16 protein-coding genes are annotated in these 15,611 nt (G+C 61.1%); 4 read left to right on the forward strand and 12 right to left on the reverse strand.

From position 1 onward, the window contains the following. Positions 1 to 45: 45 nt before the first annotated feature. Genes R5R33_RS09310 through R5R33_RS09320 form a run of 3 tightly spaced genes read right to left on the reverse strand, consistent with a single transcriptional unit; the run spans position 46 to position 3,229 of the window. The gene (locus tag R5R33_RS09310; protein WP_318952424.1) at positions 46 to 852 is read right to left on the reverse strand and encodes a hypothetical protein; all 807 of its coding nucleotides are present in this window, start codon (positions 850 to 852) and stop codon (positions 46 to 48) included. Positions 853 to 871: 19 nt separating this feature from the next. Continuing rightward, positions 872 to 1,141 carry a YheV family putative zinc ribbon protein gene (locus R5R33_RS09315; RefSeq protein ID WP_318952425.1) on the reverse strand — a complete coding sequence of 90 codons (270 nt, stop codon included), beginning with the start codon at positions 1,139 to 1,141 and terminating at the stop codon, positions 872 to 874. A 39-nt stretch (positions 1,142 to 1,180) separates the two neighbouring features. Beyond that, positions 1,181 to 3,229, reverse strand: a complete 2,049-nt coding sequence (locus R5R33_RS09320) for a M3 family metallopeptidase (RefSeq protein WP_318952426.1) — start codon at positions 3,227 to 3,229, stop codon at positions 1,181 to 1,183. Positions 3,230 to 3,349: 120 nt separating this feature from the next. Between R5R33_RS09320 and R5R33_RS09325 the strand changes: the two genes are divergently transcribed. The 3 genes from R5R33_RS09325 (at position 3,350) to R5R33_RS09335 (ending at position 6,466) form a co-directional block, all read left to right on the forward strand. Beyond that, positions 3,350 to 3,928: a gamma carbonic anhydrase family protein gene (locus R5R33_RS09325; protein WP_449843685.1), complete on the forward strand. Its 579-nt coding sequence runs from the start codon at positions 3,350 to 3,352 to the stop codon at positions 3,926 to 3,928. A gap of 191 nt (positions 3,929 to 4,119) precedes the next feature. After that, positions 4,120 to 5,367, forward strand: a complete 1,248-nt coding sequence (locus R5R33_RS09330) for a Zn-dependent hydrolase (RefSeq protein ID WP_318952427.1) — start codon at positions 4,120 to 4,122, stop codon at positions 5,365 to 5,367. A 187-nt stretch (positions 5,368 to 5,554) separates the two neighbouring features. Beyond that, complete coding sequence (locus R5R33_RS09335; RefSeq protein ID WP_318952428.1) at positions 5,555 to 6,466, forward strand: dimethylarginine dimethylaminohydrolase family protein; 912 nt, start codon at positions 5,555 to 5,557, stop codon at positions 6,464 to 6,466. 63 nt (positions 6,467 to 6,529) lie between these two features. Here R5R33_RS09335 and R5R33_RS09340 read toward each other — a convergent pair whose 3' ends face one another. The 7 genes from R5R33_RS09340 to R5R33_RS09370 form a co-directional block, all read right to left on the reverse strand. Then, positions 6,530 to 6,931, reverse strand: coding sequence for a hypothetical protein (locus R5R33_RS09340; protein WP_318952429.1), 402 nt, complete (start codon positions 6,929 to 6,931; stop codon positions 6,530 to 6,532). A 218-nt stretch (positions 6,932 to 7,149) separates the two neighbouring features. After that, complete coding sequence (locus R5R33_RS09345) at positions 7,150 to 8,265, reverse strand: 5-(carboxyamino)imidazole ribonucleotide synthase (RefSeq protein ID WP_318952430.1); 1,116 nt, start codon at positions 8,263 to 8,265, stop codon at positions 7,150 to 7,152. Positions 8,266 to 8,314: 49 nt separating this feature from the next. Next, on the reverse strand, positions 8,315 to 8,806 hold the full coding sequence (purE, locus tag R5R33_RS09350) for a 5-(carboxyamino)imidazole ribonucleotide mutase (protein ID WP_404810359.1): 492 nt from the start codon (positions 8,804 to 8,806) through the stop codon (positions 8,315 to 8,317). 390 nt (positions 8,807 to 9,196) lie between these two features. Further along, positions 9,197 to 10,027: a shikimate dehydrogenase gene (aroE, locus tag R5R33_RS09355; protein ID WP_318952431.1), complete on the reverse strand. Its 831-nt coding sequence runs from the start codon at positions 10,025 to 10,027 to the stop codon at positions 9,197 to 9,199. Between the two features lie 33 nt (positions 10,028 to 10,060). Then, complete coding sequence (locus R5R33_RS09360; protein ID WP_318952432.1) at positions 10,061 to 10,492, reverse strand: hypothetical protein; 432 nt, start codon at positions 10,490 to 10,492, stop codon at positions 10,061 to 10,063. Between the two features lie 179 nt (positions 10,493 to 10,671). Further along, positions 10,672 to 11,577 (reverse strand): oxygen-dependent coproporphyrinogen oxidase, encoded by a 906-nt coding sequence (hemF, locus tag R5R33_RS09365; RefSeq protein WP_318952433.1) that lies wholly within the window; start codon positions 11,575 to 11,577, stop codon positions 10,672 to 10,674. Between the two features lie 63 nt (positions 11,578 to 11,640). Then, positions 11,641 to 12,243, reverse strand: a complete 603-nt coding sequence (locus tag R5R33_RS09370; RefSeq protein ID WP_318952434.1) for an L-threonylcarbamoyladenylate synthase — start codon at positions 12,241 to 12,243, stop codon at positions 11,641 to 11,643. 257 nt (positions 12,244 to 12,500) lie between these two features. Here R5R33_RS09370 and rrtA point away from each other — a divergent pair, with 257 nt between their 5' ends. Then, positions 12,501 to 13,157, forward strand: a complete 657-nt coding sequence (gene rrtA, locus R5R33_RS09375; protein WP_318952435.1) for a rhombosortase — start codon at positions 12,501 to 12,503, stop codon at positions 13,155 to 13,157. On the opposite strand, the gene R5R33_RS09380 is transcribed toward rrtA, so the two are convergent. After that, positions 13,145 to 14,287 (reverse strand): PQQ-dependent sugar dehydrogenase, encoded by a 1,143-nt coding sequence (locus tag R5R33_RS09380; RefSeq protein ID WP_318952436.1) that lies wholly within the window; start codon positions 14,285 to 14,287, stop codon positions 13,145 to 13,147. The two genes, rrtA and R5R33_RS09380, sit on opposite strands and share 13 nt — an antisense overlap. A gap of 69 nt (positions 14,288 to 14,356) precedes the next feature. Beyond that, positions 14,357 to 15,520 carry a DNA-processing protein DprA gene (gene dprA / locus R5R33_RS09385; protein ID WP_318952437.1) on the reverse strand — a complete coding sequence of 388 codons (1,164 nt, stop codon included), beginning with the start codon at positions 15,518 to 15,520 and terminating at the stop codon, positions 14,357 to 14,359. Between the last annotated feature and the right edge of the window lie 91 nt (positions 15,521 to 15,611).

Genomic DNA, 15,611 nt, shown 5'->3' on the forward strand with positions numbered 1-15,611 from the left:
GAGGCAACGGTGATTTTCCGCGGGAGATCAAACCACACTCCGTAATCAGTGCTGGACGATCAGGCGCCAGTTACTGAAAAAATCCACTTCTCCCTGCAACAGCGCACGATTGAGATCGTCTGCCTGCCTGTGGAGGTTTTTATTGTAAAAATAAAGGCTGCCACCGCGCAGGGTGAACCCCTTGGGGTTGTCTGTCAGCAGTTGGTAAAACGTTTTCTGTCGCTCGAGATACTGCAAAACCCGGCTCTTGCTGAATTGCCCTTTGCGGTATTTTGCGAAAATGGATTCCTGCAGCTGCTGATCCGTGAGTGCGCGCGCCTCCGCTGAAATCCGGCTCACGTCCAGCAGGCTTTTCACGTCGGCCTGCAGATCGTCGAGATAGCGATCCGCGGCTTCAGCGGCGATCTTGGTGCGGTAAATTGCTCGTTTTCGCCGTTCCTGAAACTGTTCGCTCTTGGCGGTTTGCAGGCTCCAAATTTCTTTTTTTGCCATCTCGGTGAGCGGCCGGAAAATGGTACGGTGCTGGCGATTGGAGTTGAGCGTGAGCTGTTCGCAAACTTCCAGGGCACCCTGCCAGTCAGTAAACGGCTTTTCCACGCCCACAGTTTCCGGCAGCGCCGCCACCCGCTGTTTCAGGCGCTTTTCTTCAATATCCAGCTGCCCGGGGTTGCTCTCCCAATCATTGGCCTGCAGTGCGAATAGCGATAACAAGCCCTGGTTTACACAGCGTGAAATGAGATAGGCGGTCTGCGCCTGCTGCTGCTCGCGCATCTTGCGGTAGTGATCCAGACCGTAAAATCCGGCAATTACGAGCACGATCGTCAGCGCGATCAGCGGATAAAGTTTCTTCAAGGGAATCCGTTTCTGTGGATTATTTTTTATTGCCCGTCCCACTGGACGGCAGCAGTATTTTTACTGCAGTTTCCTCCACTTCCCTGTCGGCGGTCTGGTTTACGCGGGTATCCAGTTCCCGCGGTGAGGCATGCAAGCGGATTTCATCCTTGAAGCCACAGGCCACACACTCGCGATAATTTTTATCGCCCAGTTTGTAATTTACGATCTTGTCCATTTCGCTGCAGCGCGGACACACAGCGCCAGCAATAAACCGACGCTTTACGGGTTTTTCAAATTCTTCGCTCAAGGTCTACCTCTATAAAAACCTGATTGGCCTGATCCCGATTCACTCGATACCGGAGTGACGCAGCAGCGCGTCTATTTTAGGGCTGCGCCCGCGAAAATCTGTGAACAGGTCCTGCGCGTCGCGACTGCCGCCCTGCTCCAGTATTGTGGCGAGAAATTTTTTGCCCGTTTCCGAATCGAAGATGCCCTTTTCCTCGAACAGAGAGAAGGCGTCTGCACTCAGGACCTCCGCCCACTTGTAGCTGTAGTAGCCAGCCGCGTAACCGCCGGCAAAAATATGGCTGAAGCTGTGCTGGAAACGGTTTTCCGGCGACACCGGCACCACCGAAATCTGTGAGCGCACATCGTTGATCAGCCGCTGAATTTCTTCGGCATTGGCGCCTTCGGGGCGCGAGTGCAGCAGGAAATCGAACAGGGCAAACTCCAGCTGGCGTACGGTAAACATGGCGGACTGGAAATTTCTAGCCGCGAGCATTTTATCCAGCAGTGTCTGCGGCAATGGCTCCCCGGTCGTGTAGTGCCCGGAAATCATGCTCAGCGCCTCCGGCTCCCAACACCAGTTTTCCAGAAACTGGCTGGGTAGCTCCACTGCATCCCAGGCCACACCATTAATGCCAGACACCGCCGCCACATCCACCTGGGTAAGCATATGGTGCAGGCCGTGGCCAAATTCGTGGAACAGGGTGGTGACTTCGTAGTGGGTCAGCAGCGCAGGGGCATCCTTCGACGGACTGCTGAAGTTACACACAAGATAAGCCACGGGCAACTGGAGTCCGGCCGCGGTCTGGCGGCGTACCCGGGCGTCATCCATCCAGGCGCCGCCGCGTTTGTTTTCCCGCGCATAGGGGTCCAGGTAGAAGCCGGCGATCGGCTCACCGCCGCGCTTTAACCAGTAGAAGTGCACGTCCCCATGGTAGGTGGCGACAGAGGTATCCGGTTCCGCGGTTACCCCGAACAGCTTTTCCGCCACCGCGAACAGGCCCTGCAGGACCTTCGGGTAGGGGAAATACGGACGCAACTCTTCCTCGCTGACCGCATAGCGGGACTGCTTGAGTTTTTCCGCGGCCCAAGCGGTATCCCAGGGCTGCAGGCGATCGATGCCAAGCTCCGCCGCAGCAAACGCCTGCAGTTCGGCGAACTCTTTGGCCGCCGCCGGTCGCGCGCGCTTGGCCAGGTCCCACAGGAAGGTTTCCACTTCCTCCGGGTCTCTGGCCATCTTGCTTGCCAGCGAGCGTTCGGCGTAGTTTTTCATCCCCAGCAGGTGGGCCTGTTCGGCGCGCAGGGCGAGAATTTCCGCCATCACATTGGCATTGTCGAACTCACCGCCGTTCGGCCCCACATCGGATGCGCGGGTTATATACGCGGTGGACATCTTGCGGCGCAGCTCGCGATTGTCGGCATGGGTCATCACCGCGAAGAAACAGGGGCCATCCAGAGTCAGCAGCCAGCCCGTCTTGCCTTTCGACTCGGCGAGGGCCTTGGCGCTGGCGAGTGCGGTCTGGGGAATCCCGGCAAGCTCGGACTCGTCCTCGATTTGCAGAGTCCAGGCTTTGGTGGCATCGAGGACGTTGTTGGCAAAGGTGCTTTTCAGTTCTGCCAAGCGCTTGCTGATAGCGGCGAAACGCTCCCGTGCGGCACCCTCCAGGCTCACCCCGCCCAGGTGCATATCCCGCAACCCGTGACGCACCGCCTGCTGGCGTGCCTGGGGCCAGCTGGCAAATTCAGGCGCCTTGGCCAGGGCGCGATATACCGCGTAAAGCGCCGGATCCTGCCCCACTTCGGTCCAGTACTCGGTCACCTTTGCCAGGCAGGCTTCGTAGGGCGCACGCCAGTCGCCGCTTAGTACACTGTTGAGGTGCGAAACCGGGTTGAACGCCTTGCCCAGCCGGTCCTGCACCTCTTCAAGCGGCGCCAGGGTCCCCTCCCAAGTCGGATTATCTCCGGCATTTTCCAGGCTATTTCTCAGCTGTTCGCGACACTTGTAGATCAATTCGACAATCGCCGGCTCCGCAAACTGCGGCTGGATGCGGTCGAAGGGCGGTAGTAGGTGGGACTCTAACAGCGGGTTGGACCACAGCGTGTCGGACATGGGCATTCCTTGTCGGCAAGGCGGATACAAAAAACAAACGCAACCCCGAGACCGCGGACGCGACAGACGGGGTTAACATATGCGCTGTATTTTAGTGGATTGCCAATCCGGAGGTCAGCCTTGTCCACAAACGCCCCCGCCGAAACCCCAAATGCCAACCTGCGTGAACACCGCGGCCAAGCCCCCAAGCTCGGCGCCCGCGTGTTCATTGACCCGATGAGCACGGTCATTGGCGACGTAGAACTGGGTGACGACTGCTCCGTATGGCCGATGGCCGTGATCCGCGGCGACATGCACCGGGTGCGCATAGGCGCTCGCACCAGCGTGCAGGACGGTTCCGTGCTGCACATCACCCACGCCAGCGCATTCAATGAAGGCGGCTGGCCGCTCACCATCGGCGAGGATGTCACCATCGGCCACAAGGCCTGCCTGCACGGCTGTACCGTGGGTAATCGGGTGCTGATCGGCATCGGTTCGATCGTGCTCGACGGCGCGGTAATCGAGGACGAAGTGGTGCTTGCCGCCGGCGCGCTGGTGCCACCGGGCAAGCGCCTGGAAAGCGGTTATCTCTATGTAGGTTCCCCGGCGAAGCAGGCGCGCCCGCTGTCGGAAAAAGAGCGCAAGTTCTTTACCTACACTGCGGGAAATTACGTCAAGCTGAAGGACGAGTACCTGAACGACCAATCCTCCAGTCGCTGAGCTGCGCTGCAGTTACTGCACTTACTACCGGCGGAATCCGCAGGATTACCGTCGGATGACCGTGAGTTCGACAATCAGAAGTTATCGCCGGCTGCAAAATTACCAGCTGTATATGTACTAAACCTACCTAGCGGAACCGACCGTACGGAGTAGTACTGCAATCACAATAACTTCAGCAATTGGACGACTCGATGAGCGATTACCACCAACTGCGTATTAACGGCCAGCGCCTGGGGGACACCCTGATGGCCATGGCCGCCATCGGCGCCACCGACAAGGGTGGCTGCAACCGCCAGGCCCTGACGGATCTCGACAAACAGGGTCGCGACCTCTTCGTACAGTGGTGCGAAGACGCCGGCTGCAGCGTCACCGTCGACGCCATGGGCAACATCTTCGCCCGCCGCCCGGGCACCAACCCCGATTTACCCGCCGTGCTCACCGGCTCGCACCTTGACACCCAGCCCACCGGCGGCCGCTTCGACGGCGTCTACGGTGTGCTCGCGGGCCTGGAAGTGGTGCGCAGCCTGAACGACGCCGGCATCGAAACCGAAGCCCCGCTGGAAGTGGCGGTGTGGACCAACGAGGAAGGCGCGCGTTTCTCCCCCGCGATGATCGGCTCCGGCGTGTGGAGCGGCGAATTCGACCTCGACTACGCCTACGCCCGCAGTGACAAGGAGGGCAAAACCTTCGGCGACGAACTCGCGCGCATCGGCTACAAGGGCAAGGCCCCGGCTGTGGCGCGCCCGCTCAGCGCTGCGTTCGAAGTGCACATCGAACAGGGCCCGATCCTGGAAGCGGAACAGAAACAGATCGGCGTGCTCTCCGGCGTACAGGGCATGCACTGGTACGACCTCACCCTGATCGGCCAACCCTGCCACGCCGGCCCCAGCCCGATGGAAACCCGCCGCGATCCGTTCATGGGCCTGCACCGCATCCTGAGTGAGCTTTACCAGCTCGCCGCCGAACACGGCCCCTGGGCCCGCGCCACCTTCGGCGACATCCGCGTCGAACCGGGCAGCCGCAACACCGTGCCGGAAAAACTCGTACTCGCCGTCGACCTGCGCCACCCCGACCAGAAAACCCTCGACGCCATGGACCAGCGCTTCCGCGAAATCGCCGCCCGCGTCGCCGATGAAACCGGCCTCGAACACCAGATCCGCGACGAATGGCGCTCCCCCGCCGTCGCCTTCGATCCCAAATGCGTCGAAGCCGTGCGTAGCTCGGTCGCCGAGCTCGGCTACAGCAACAAGGAAATGGTCTCCGGCGCTGGCCACGACTCCGTGTACATCTCGCGCGTGGCCCCCACCAGCATGATCTTCGTGCCCTGTGAAAAAGGCCTGAGCCACAACGAGGCAGAGAATGCCAAGGCGGAGGACCTGGAAGCCGGCGCCAATGTGCTGCTGCACGCCATGCTGAAAATGGCAAACAAGAGCAACTGACGAAGCACAAAACTCAAATGCGAAGCGGCTGATGCCGGTACCCCTTCACGAGACCTTCCGCGAGAGGGACCTCGCGGAAGAGCCCCCAGGGATGGGTTCACGGCGTGTCTCGTGAAGGGGTGCCGGTAGCAGCCGCGCCAGCGGGCCTGAAACAGGGCCCGATAAAACAAGATTCGAGAGAGACGACATGACCGAATTCACTTACAAACACCGCAATGACAACGGCGATACTGCGCCACTCACTCGCTGGGGCATCGACTCCGAGTACGGCGTACTCACCGACCTGCTTGTCGGCCCCATCGACCACTACTCCTGGCAGATGGGCAACGCCGCCTCCCGCCGCTCCGTGCGCCTCGGCCGCGAATTCAATGCCGATGTCGCCAAACGCCAGCACCAGGAAATGCTCGACGCCTACAAACACGCCGGCGTCACCACCCACCTGCTGCCCGCCGACGCCAACCTCCCCTACCAGCTCTACGCCCGCGACAGCAGCGTCATGACACCCTGGGGCCCCATCGTCACCCAGATGTACTCCCCCTGGCGCCGCGGCGAATGGGTCGACGTGATCAAGACCTACCAAAAACTGGATATCCCGGTGTACGACATCATCACCGCCGGCAGCCTCGAAGGCGGCGACTTCATGGTGCTGGAACCGGGCGTCATCCTGTGCGGCTACAGCGGCGAACGCACCTCACCGCAGGGCTTCAACCAGATGAAAAGCTGGATCGAAAAAGAAGGCTGGGAAGTGAAGGGCTACCAGTTCGACCCCTACTTTCTGCACCTCGATGTGCTGGTGGCCGCGCTCGCGGACAAATTAGTAGCCGTGTGTGTGGACGCGGTGGAGCCGGAGCTGGTGCAGTGGTTCAAGGCCCGCAACTTCGAGATCATCGACATCTCCTACCCGCAGGTGATGGAGCTGGGCGTGAACGTGGTGGCGCTCGGCAACGACCGCGTGATGCTGCCGTCCGACAATACCGAGCTGAAGGAAAAGTGCCGTGCGCGCGGACTGGAAGTGATCGACCCGGATATTTCCATGATCACCGCCGGTGGCGGCGGCGTGCACTGCATGTGCCAGCCGCTCGCGCGCAAGCCGGCGTAAGCTGCACAGAAATAAAAAAGGGGCTGCCATTGGCAGCCCTTTTTTATCCGCGGAATCTACCGGTTATTTCCCCTGCGCCCGCAGCAGGCCGGAACCGGCGATGCCACCGGCCGCGCACGCCAGAATTATCACCAGCGGCGTAAGGGTTCCCAGTGCCAGCGCGCCGATCCCCAGGCCGCGCATCGGCAACAGGATCAGCAGCAGGATACCGGCGGGAATCAGCGACAGCAGGAAACCACGCGTCAGCCAGCTCTTCTGCCACGGCAGCATAAAAATCAGGCCGCAGATACCGCCCCACACCACCCGCTGATACACATAGGTACTGGAAAGATAGGGGGCGATATCCACGTGCAGGAAACGGCTGAAACCGTAGTGCCCCATCGCCCACAGCGCGAGCGCATACCCCAGCCCGGCGAAACAGCCGGCGGCAAAACAGAAGGACAGGTCTCTCAGAAATTCTCGCACTTGCTACCTCCACAAATGGTGTCCGCGAAAACGCTATTTTTTTATTCGGGAACGTTTGGCAGAGGAGTATGCCAGAAGCACAGGATCGAATCGCAAACCCGTGTTCACTTTTGCTGTCCGCTGTGGACCGGCGTAAGTGCAGAAAGAAAAAACGCACCGCCCGGGGTGGCAAGGAAAAGTCCGGGGCGATGCGTTCAGAAAGGGATAACGACTTAGGTTCAGGCGGGACGTTTGGTTTCGCCGTAGAGTTCTTCCAGCATGCTGTCGATGCGTGTGGCCAGCGCTTCCTGGGAATCATCCAGCAGGATCACATGGCCCATCTTGCGGCCGGGGCGCAGCTCCTTGCCGTAAGACCAGACACCTTCGTTCTGCAGCGCCGGCTTTTTGTCCACGCCCAGCATGTTGATCATGACCGCCGGGCGCGCCGCTGCGGTATCACCCAGTTCCATGCCGAGGATGGCGCGTACGTGATTGGCAAACTGGCTGGTCTTGGCTCCAGCTAAAGTCCAGTGACCGCTGTTGTGCACCCGCGGTGCCAGCTCGTTGATCAGCAGGCCGTCGTCGCTAACGAAACACTCCATCGCCAGTACGCCCACGTAGTCCCAGGCATTCATCAGGGTGGCGAGATAAGTTTCGGCGGTGTGCTGCAGCTCTTCACTCACGTGCGGCGCCGGTGCGGTGGAAACCAGCAGGGTGCCGTTGTAGTGGTCGTTTTCCGCCAGCGGGTAGGTCACGACTTTGCCGTCCGCGGTGCGCGCGCCGATCAGGGATACCTCGCGGGAAAAGTGGATGCCCTTCTCCACCACGTATTCCGACGCGGGCACGTCGTTGGCGATGGCGGCGAGGTCCGCATCGCTGTTCACGCGCCACTGGTTCTTGCCGTCGTAGCCGTGCTCACAGCTCTTGATGAACGACGGGTAGCCCAGCTGCTTCACCGCCGCGCAGATCTCGTCGTAGTTGTTTGCCGGCAGGAACGGCGCTACCGGCAGGCCGGCGGCGGTAATCGCGGTTTTCTCGCGCAGGCGGTGCTGGGTTTTCTCGAACGCATCCGGGCGCGGGTACACGGGGCAGAATTTTTCCAGCGCGCGCAGCAATTCGGCGGATACGCCTTCGCGTTCGGCGGTGATCACTTTGGGCTCGCCCATGGCGCGGTACAGAGATTCGATATCCGCGTCGTCGGTGATCTGCACGATGGTGCCGAGGCCTTCCACACAGGTGGTGTTCTCACCGCCCTCGGCGAGGAAACTGAACTCGATGCCCAGCGGGCGCGCTTCCTGGGCCATCATCTGCGCCAGCTGGCCGCAGCCGACAATGCCTACTCGTCTGACTGTCATTTCCACACCTCTACAAACTCTTCAAATCTCTGCCCGGTCACTATCGGGCTTATTCCACTTCGAACGGCACGCCGGCGCTCTGGTTTTCGCGCCACTGGATCAGGCGCTGCTGCAGTTCCGGGTCGGACAGGGACAGCATCTGCGCTGCCATCAGGCCCGCGTTGTAGGCACCGGAAGCACCTACTGCCTGGGTGGCCACGGCCACACCTTTCGGCATCTGCACGATGGACAGCAGGCTGTCCATGCCGGTCATGAATTTGCTCTCCACCGGCACGCCGATCACCGGCAGCGGGGTCATCGCCGCGATCATGCCCGGCAAGTGCGCGGAACCGCCGGCACCGGCAATGATCACCTTAGTGCCGCGCTCGTGAGCGGTAGTGGCGAACTCCACCATGCGCTGCGGGGTGCGATGCGCGGAAACTACCGCGGTGGCAAAGGGGACTCCCAGTTCGGTGAGGGGTTTGGTCGCCATTTGCATGGTCGGCCAGTCGGATTGGGACCCCATCACGATGGTGACTGTTTCGAAGGGAATCTGTTTCACTTGCGCTTAACTCCAATGGTTCACGAGCACCGTGGCGGGAATCGCCACCGACACCAAGGACGGGCCAAGGACAAAATGGGTCTCACCACAGCCACACCATTGATAGAGGGTGCCCGACCCGGCCCGAATTAAGGGGCGAGAGGATACCAAAAAACAGCCAGAAAGCACGCCACACGGCGCCCTCAGGAAGGGTTAGCGACAGCTTTTCGCTATGTCACACGCGATATCCGGCCAGTGCGGACGGATTTCAGCGACCGTAACCGCAAAGATAGTGTGGAGAAGCGGTCACGACACCTTTGCGTGACCGGCCGGTTATGACTTGGGTGGGATAGGAAGGGACAGGTTTTTCGGCGCCGTTGCCGTTCTGCCAATGCTGTAGGTCTTGCGCCGCTAGACCTGCGACTTGGCGCGCAACCGGGCCCGCAACATCGCCAGCACCGGTGCCACCTGCGGGCGCACCCCGCGCCACAGGTAAAACGCCTCCGCCGCCTGCCCCACCAGCATGCCCAGACCATCGGCGGTCTCGGCACCCAGCGCGCTCGCCCAGCGCATAAACGGGGTCGGCTCGGCCCCATACACCATGTCGTAGGCACAACAGCCCGCCCCCACCACCGTCGCGGCGATCTGCGGCCGCTCTCCGGAGAGTCCGGCGGCGCTGGCATTGATGATCAGGTCGAACCCCGCCGGAATATCTTCGAGACCACTGGCGCTCAGGCTGCCGTAGGCGGAAAAGTCCTGCGCCAGCTGCAGCGCTTTCGACGCGGTGCGGTTGGCGATATGCAGCCGAGCAGGCTGTTCGTGCAACAGCGGCAACAGGGTGCCGCGGGTGGCGCCACCGGCACCCAGCACCAACAGCTTCTTGCCCTTTATGCTCCAACCCAGATGGTTGCGGATATCCGATACCAGGCCCGGGCCATCGGTATTGTCCCCCAGCAGCGAGCCATCCTGCTGCAGTGCCAGTGTATTCACCGCCCCCGCGGTACGCGCGCGCTCGGTCAACTCATCGGCGTAATCAAATGCATCCAGCTTGAACGGCGCGGTGATGTTCAAGCCCTTTGCGCCCGCGGAAAAAAATTCATCCGCTGCCGCCTTGAAGCCATCCACCTCCGCGAACAGCTTGTCGTATTCCAGATCCTGATGTGTCTCCTGCGCGAACGCCGTGTGAATTTCCGGAGACATGGATTGTTTGATGGGATTGCCGATGACTGCGTATCTATCCATGACGATATTTCGCTGATTGATAAATTATCTTGGTTACTGCTGACGCAGCGCATTTTTCAGCTGCACGGTTTCATTCACACCGATCAAACCATCAATTTTCAGTTTGCCCGCGTACTCGCACACCATATAGCGGGTGATCGCACTGTATACCTGTTTCGGCTTTTCGCCACTGGTATCCAGTAGCACCCAGTTCAGGGTGGCGAGGCTGGTGTTTTCATTCAGCTCGATGACATCGGTTACCGCACCGACGATCTGGTTTACCCCGAGTTTTTTATACTGCTTCAACAGCTTTTTTACCCGGCCAATAAAATACTCGCGGCTGAGCTCTGATTTTTTGCCGTTGGAAAAATAGTAATGAATGGGGAAGCGATAGAAGTCCGCGATCTGTTCGGCATCGCGCGCTTCGAACAGGCGGCGGTATTCGAGGAACAGTTTGTTGATGTCTTCCAGACGAGCCTTGTGCATGGCGATTTCCTTTTAGACAAATACCATCGAAATTTCCGAGAAGGTGTCGATGCCGTGTTTGTCTTTGCGAGACCTTCCGCGAGAGGGACCTCGCGGAAGAGCCCCCATGGATGGGTTTACGGCGTGTCTCGCAAAGGCAAACACGGTAGCGGCACCGCTACCAGAGCAATTAAAAACCTTTAAACCCAGTCCTTGTGCGGCAAGAAATCGGTATAGAGTTTTTCTTCCGGGGAGCCCGCTTCCGGGTGCCAGTCGTAGCGCCAGCGCACTTCCGGCGGCAGCGACATCAGAATGGATTCGGTGCGACCGCCGCTCTGTAATCCGAACAACGTACCGCGGTCGAACACCAGATTGAATTCCACGTAGCGGCCGCGGCGATACAGCTGGAAATCCCGCTCCCGTTCACCGTATGGCGTGTCCTTGCGCTTATTCAGAATTGGCAGATACGCATCCACATAACTGTCGCCCACCGCCTGCATCAGGCCAAACGCGTTTTCGAACCCACCCTCGTGGAAATCATCAAAGAACAGGCCGCCGACACCGCGCGCTTCACCCCGGTGCTTCAGATAAAAATATTCATCGCACCATTTCTTGAAGCGCGGATAAATATCCGCACCGAACGGGGCGCAGGCATCTTTCGCGGTCTGGTGCCAGTGCACTACATCTTCCTCGAAGCCGTAGTAAGGCGTCAGATCGTAACCACCACCAAACCACCATACCGGCTCGGCGCCCTCTTTCTGCGCCACAAACAGACGCACATTGGCATGGCTGGTCGGTGCATAGGGGTTGCGCGGGTGAATCACCAGGCTCACGCCCATCGCCTCGAACGAGCGGCCGGCCAGCTCCGGGCGCGCCGCGGTGGCGGACGGCGGCAGCTTGTCGCCGTAGACGTGGGAAAAGTTCACCCCGCCCTTTTCAATCACCTTGCCGTTTTCCAGCACCCGGGTGCGGCCACCGCCGCCGCCCTCGCGCGCCCACGCGTCCTCAAAAAATTCGTTGCCGTCCACCGCCACCAGTGCCGCACAAATGCGGTCCTGAAGATTCAGCAGATAGTCTTTGACGGCCTGGATGTCGACATTATTCATGCAAAGCTCGCGAATTGGGTTCGGCGGTATTCTTGTGGGTCGGAGAGAGACTGGCGCGCGTACTCAGCCGGCGCGCACAATCCGTCCGCTGGAGGCATCGCGGATCTCGCTCGGCGCCGAGCGGCCACCGGTATTGCCGCCACCGACAAAATCCAGCTCATCGCCAAAGTAGCGCAGCACCTGATATTTATGCCGCGCCGGCTGGCAACCAGTGGGATTGGCGGAGGTGGATACGATAGCACCGCCGAAGGCCCGCGATAATGCCGCGGTAAACGGATGACTGGTGTGACGCAGGGCCACACTGTGATGGACGCCGGTAACCCAGGTCGGTACCTGGTCGAAATGGGGCACCAGCCAGGTGACCGGTCCCGGCCAGGTGGCATCGATGCGCGCACGCTGGTCGCCGGAGAGGTTGTGCAGCAGGTCAGAGAAATGTTTCACGTCGCCGGACACCAGAATCAGCCCCTTTTCCAGCGGGCGGTTCTTGAGCCTGAGCAGGCGGGCAACGGCATCCGGATTAGCGGGATCGCACGCGAGTCCCCACACGGATTCGGTGGGATGGGCGATCACGCCCCCCGCGGCCAGTGCGCGCACGGCGGTCGCCATGGTCAGGCCGAAACTGTGCAGCATGGGGCGCTGGTTTATTGGGGAATGGTTTTCTGACAAGGGTCGGGACTCTTTCGGGTCTTGCGCTGCTGCAAAGGTTGCGACACCGCGGCTCACAGGGGAGCGCCGCAATTTATCGGATAGTACCAGCCTAGACAAGGCTGGCCGGGGAAGCGTGCCGGTTCGCGCCACCACGCGTGCGGTTCACAGCCTGCCAGCCACTCGGTGCTATCCACCGCATTCCCGCGCGCGTCTGCTGACCCGACTTTCCAGCTGTGGGATACTGCGGCAAGTTTTTGTGGCAACAGATTTACCCCATGTCAGTACCCTTCCTGCACACCAGCCGAATACTCCTGAAACAACAGGGTTTGGGTGGACCGCTGCTGCTATTTGCCGCGGTGTTGTGCTGCTGGCTGCTGGCGCCGGTGCTGTCGCCGCTACTGGAATACGACCGCGCCGCGATTGGCGGCGGAGAGATCTGGCGGCTGCTGAGCGGTCACCTGCCACACACCAACCTGCAGCATTTGCTTTTGAACAGCGCGGGCCTGTTGCTGTTGTGGATTCTGCACGGTCCCCACTACCGCATGGGCAACTTTGTCTCCAGTACCGCGGTGGTGGCGCTGGGCACCGGCCTGGGTCTGCTGCTGTTCTCACCGCAGACCGATGTGTACCTCGGACTCTCCGGGGTGCTGCACGGATTGATCATCTGGGGAGGCTGCCTGGATATCCGCGCGCGCTGGCTCACCGGTTACCCGCTGGTGGCGGGAACCTGGATCAAGGTGGGGCTGGAGCAGTACTACGGTGCCAGTGATGCCACCGCGCAGTTGATCGATGCGGCGGTGGCGGTGGACGGCCACCTGTGGGGCTCGGTGAGCGGAACAGTGCTGGGCCTGGTGGCGCTGGTGCGGCCAGCTAGCCCGGCAAAGGGCACGAGCGACAAAGCCGCTCAGCCCTCACCATCTCAACCTTCGTAACTGACCCGGTAAATGGCGCCGGCGTAGTCGTCAGATACCAGCAGCGCGCCGTCGGGCATTACCAGCACATCCACCGGTCGCCCCCAGTTTTCCTCTTCCTGCAGCCAGCCGTCGATAAACGGCTGGTAGGTGGTAGCCTCCCCCCTGTCATTCAGGGTGACCATGCTTACCCGATAGCCGATCTTCTTGCTGCGATTCCAGGAACCGTGTTCGGCGATAAACACCTGGTTTTTAAACGCCGACGGGAATTGGCTGCCGGTGTAGAACTTCACACCCAGCGGCGCCACGTGCGGTCCCAGCTGCTGTACCGGCGGTACGTAGGCGCTGCACTGCTTGCCCTCGCCGAATTCAGGATCAATGACATCGCCCGCATGGCAGAAGGGGTAGCCAAAGTGCTTGCCCGCGACCGGCGCGGTGTTGAGTTCGCACGGTGGCGTCTCGTCCCCCAGCAGGTCGCGGCCGTTGTCGGTAAACCACAGGTTTTTGGTCTGCGGATGCCAGGTAAAGCCGACGGTATTGCGCACCCCTTCCGCCCAGGTCTCGGTCGCAACTACCTTGTCGCCCTCGATTTTCAGGCGCTGGATATTCGCGTAGTCGGGTTCATCGCAGATATTGCACGGCGCGCCGACGGGCACGTAGAGCCAGCCGTCGGGGCCGAACGCGATGTACTTCCAGCCGTGGTGTTTGTCGGGAAACTGCTCGGTAATGGTGACCGGCTGCGGCGGGTTGTCGAGCCGCGACTCGATATCGTCGAAACGCAGGATGCTGGTGACGGCGCTCACATAGAGAGCGCCATCCTTGAACGCGACGCCGGTAGGCAGTTTGAGGCCCTCGGCAATGACCTTCACTTCGTCCGCCTTCTGGTCGCCGTCCTTGTCCAGCACCGCGTAGACCTTGCCCTCGCGCATGGATCCCACGAACAGGGTGCCCTTGTCTCCGCGCACCATGTGGCGCGCATTGGGCACATCCCTGCTGTAGACCTCGATCTTGAAGCCGTCCGGCAGGCGCAGTTTGTCGAGGTGGATCTCGCGGGGTTCGGCGCGTGCGCCGGTGGCGAGGGCCAGCGCCAGCACGCTGGCGATGGCGGCGACCGGGCGCCGTGGAGACGCGAGGTGTTTGAACAGCCCCATGGATGGACACTCCCTGAAAATGACAGGTGTGACCCTAGCGGCTTTTTTGTCTTGCGGCCAGTGGCCAGGTCATCCGGCCAGTGCGCTCAATTTAGAAAAAAGACGCGCGCCGCGACCGCTGAGCTGGTAGCCGCCGGGCAGCTGTTCCACCAGTCCCTCCAGCTCCAGCTGTAGCAGGCTCGCCATCAGGTCACCGGCTTCAGCGCCGGTATCCCGCGCCAGCTGTTCGATACTGCGGAGATCACCGCCCAGCGCTTGCACGAGCTGCCGCTGATCCGCGCTGAGGTCGGGAGCCTCGCTCACGGTCTCCTCAAACAGCCCCGGCTGGCTCGCCATGCCGGACAGCAATCCGCCCAACTGCTCAACAATGTCGGCGCTGGTCTCAACCAGGTGCGCCCCGTGCTTGATCATGTGGTGACAGCCCCGCGCCATTGGATTGTGAATGGAGCCGGGGATCGCAAACACCTCTCGATTCTGCTCCAGTGTCAGGCGCGCGGTAATCAGCGAACCGGAACGCACCGCGGCCTCAACCAGCAGTGTGCCGAGGCTGAGGCCGGAAATTACGCGGTTGCGCCGCGGGAAGTTGGCCGCTTCCGGTGCGGTGCCCAGCGGCATCTCACTGACGATGGCGCCGTCGGCGGCGAGTATCTGCTCGGTGAGTACGGCGTTGCGCACGGGGTACACCCGGTCGACGCCGGTGCCCAGTACCGCGATGGTTTTGCCCCCACCTTTCAACGCGCCGCTGTGGGCTGCGGCATCCACACCCAGCGCCAGGCCGGAGGTGATGGCGAAACCGGCGGAGGCGAGGTCGGCGGAAAAATCCCGCGCGTTGTCGAGGCCAGCGCGGGTGGCGCGGCGCGCGCCAACGACCGCCACCTGTGGCAGTGACAATGTGTGGGGATTTCCGCTCACGTACAGCAGCGGTGGCGGGCGGTGGATTTCTTTTAGTAGTTTGGGGTAGTTATCGTCGTCCCGATGCAGCAGGTAGACACAATGTTCGGCGCAGCGTTCGCGCTCTGCCAGTGCCCACTTACCCAGTTCACTGTCCAGCTCGCGGCGCTGGAATTCCAGTAATTGCGCACGGGCCCGTTCGGGCAGCTTGCGGGTCAGATTTTGTGGAGACTGTTGCAGGACGGCGGCAGCGGAGCCGAAGCGCTCCACCAGTTGCCAGTAGAGGCCGGGGCCAATGCCCTCGAGCCGAAGCAGGGATAAAGTAGCGGTCAACGCATCCATGCGCGGGTACCTCTAAAAATGATCTTTTTGCACGCGCGCAATGCGGCGTGCGGTGCCCCCGGTCAGAGGTACAAAACCTGACCGAGGGAGG

The organism is Microbulbifer pacificus, from assembly GCF_033723955.1.
GTDB lineage: Bacteria > Pseudomonadota > Gammaproteobacteria > Pseudomonadales > Cellvibrionaceae > Microbulbifer > Microbulbifer pacificus.

Coding starts and splice junctions, on each gene's coding strand:
- R5R33_RS09320 (WP_318952426.1), bottom strand. CDS start 3,229: ATGTCCGACACGCTGTGGTCCAACCCGCTGTTAGAGTCCCACCTACTA.
- R5R33_RS09330 (WP_318952427.1), top strand. CDS start 4,120: ATGAGCGATTACCACCAACTGCGTATTAACGGCCAGCGCCTGGGGGAC.
- rrtA (WP_318952435.1), top strand. CDS start 12,501: ATGTCAGTACCCTTCCTGCACACCAGCCGAATACTCCTGAAACAACAG.
- R5R33_RS09380 (WP_318952436.1), bottom strand. CDS start 14,287: ATGGGGCTGTTCAAACACCTCGCGTCTCCACGGCGCCCGGTCGCCGCC.
- R5R33_RS09345 (WP_318952430.1), bottom strand. CDS start 8,265: ATGACAGTCAGACGAGTAGGCATTGTCGGCTGCGGCCAGCTGGCGCAG.
- hemF (WP_318952433.1), bottom strand. CDS start 11,577: ATGAATAATGTCGACATCCAGGCCGTCAAAGACTATCTGCTGAATCTT.
- R5R33_RS09335 (WP_318952428.1), top strand. CDS start 5,555: ATGACCGAATTCACTTACAAACACCGCAATGACAACGGCGATACTGCG.
- dprA (WP_318952437.1), bottom strand. CDS start 15,520: ATGGATGCGTTGACCGCTACTTTATCCCTGCTTCGGCTCGAGGGCATT.
- R5R33_RS09360 (WP_318952432.1), bottom strand. CDS start 10,492: ATGCACAAGGCTCGTCTGGAAGACATCAACAAACTGTTCCTCGAATAC.
- aroE (WP_318952431.1), bottom strand. CDS start 10,027: ATGGATAGATACGCAGTCATCGGCAATCCCATCAAACAATCCATGTCT.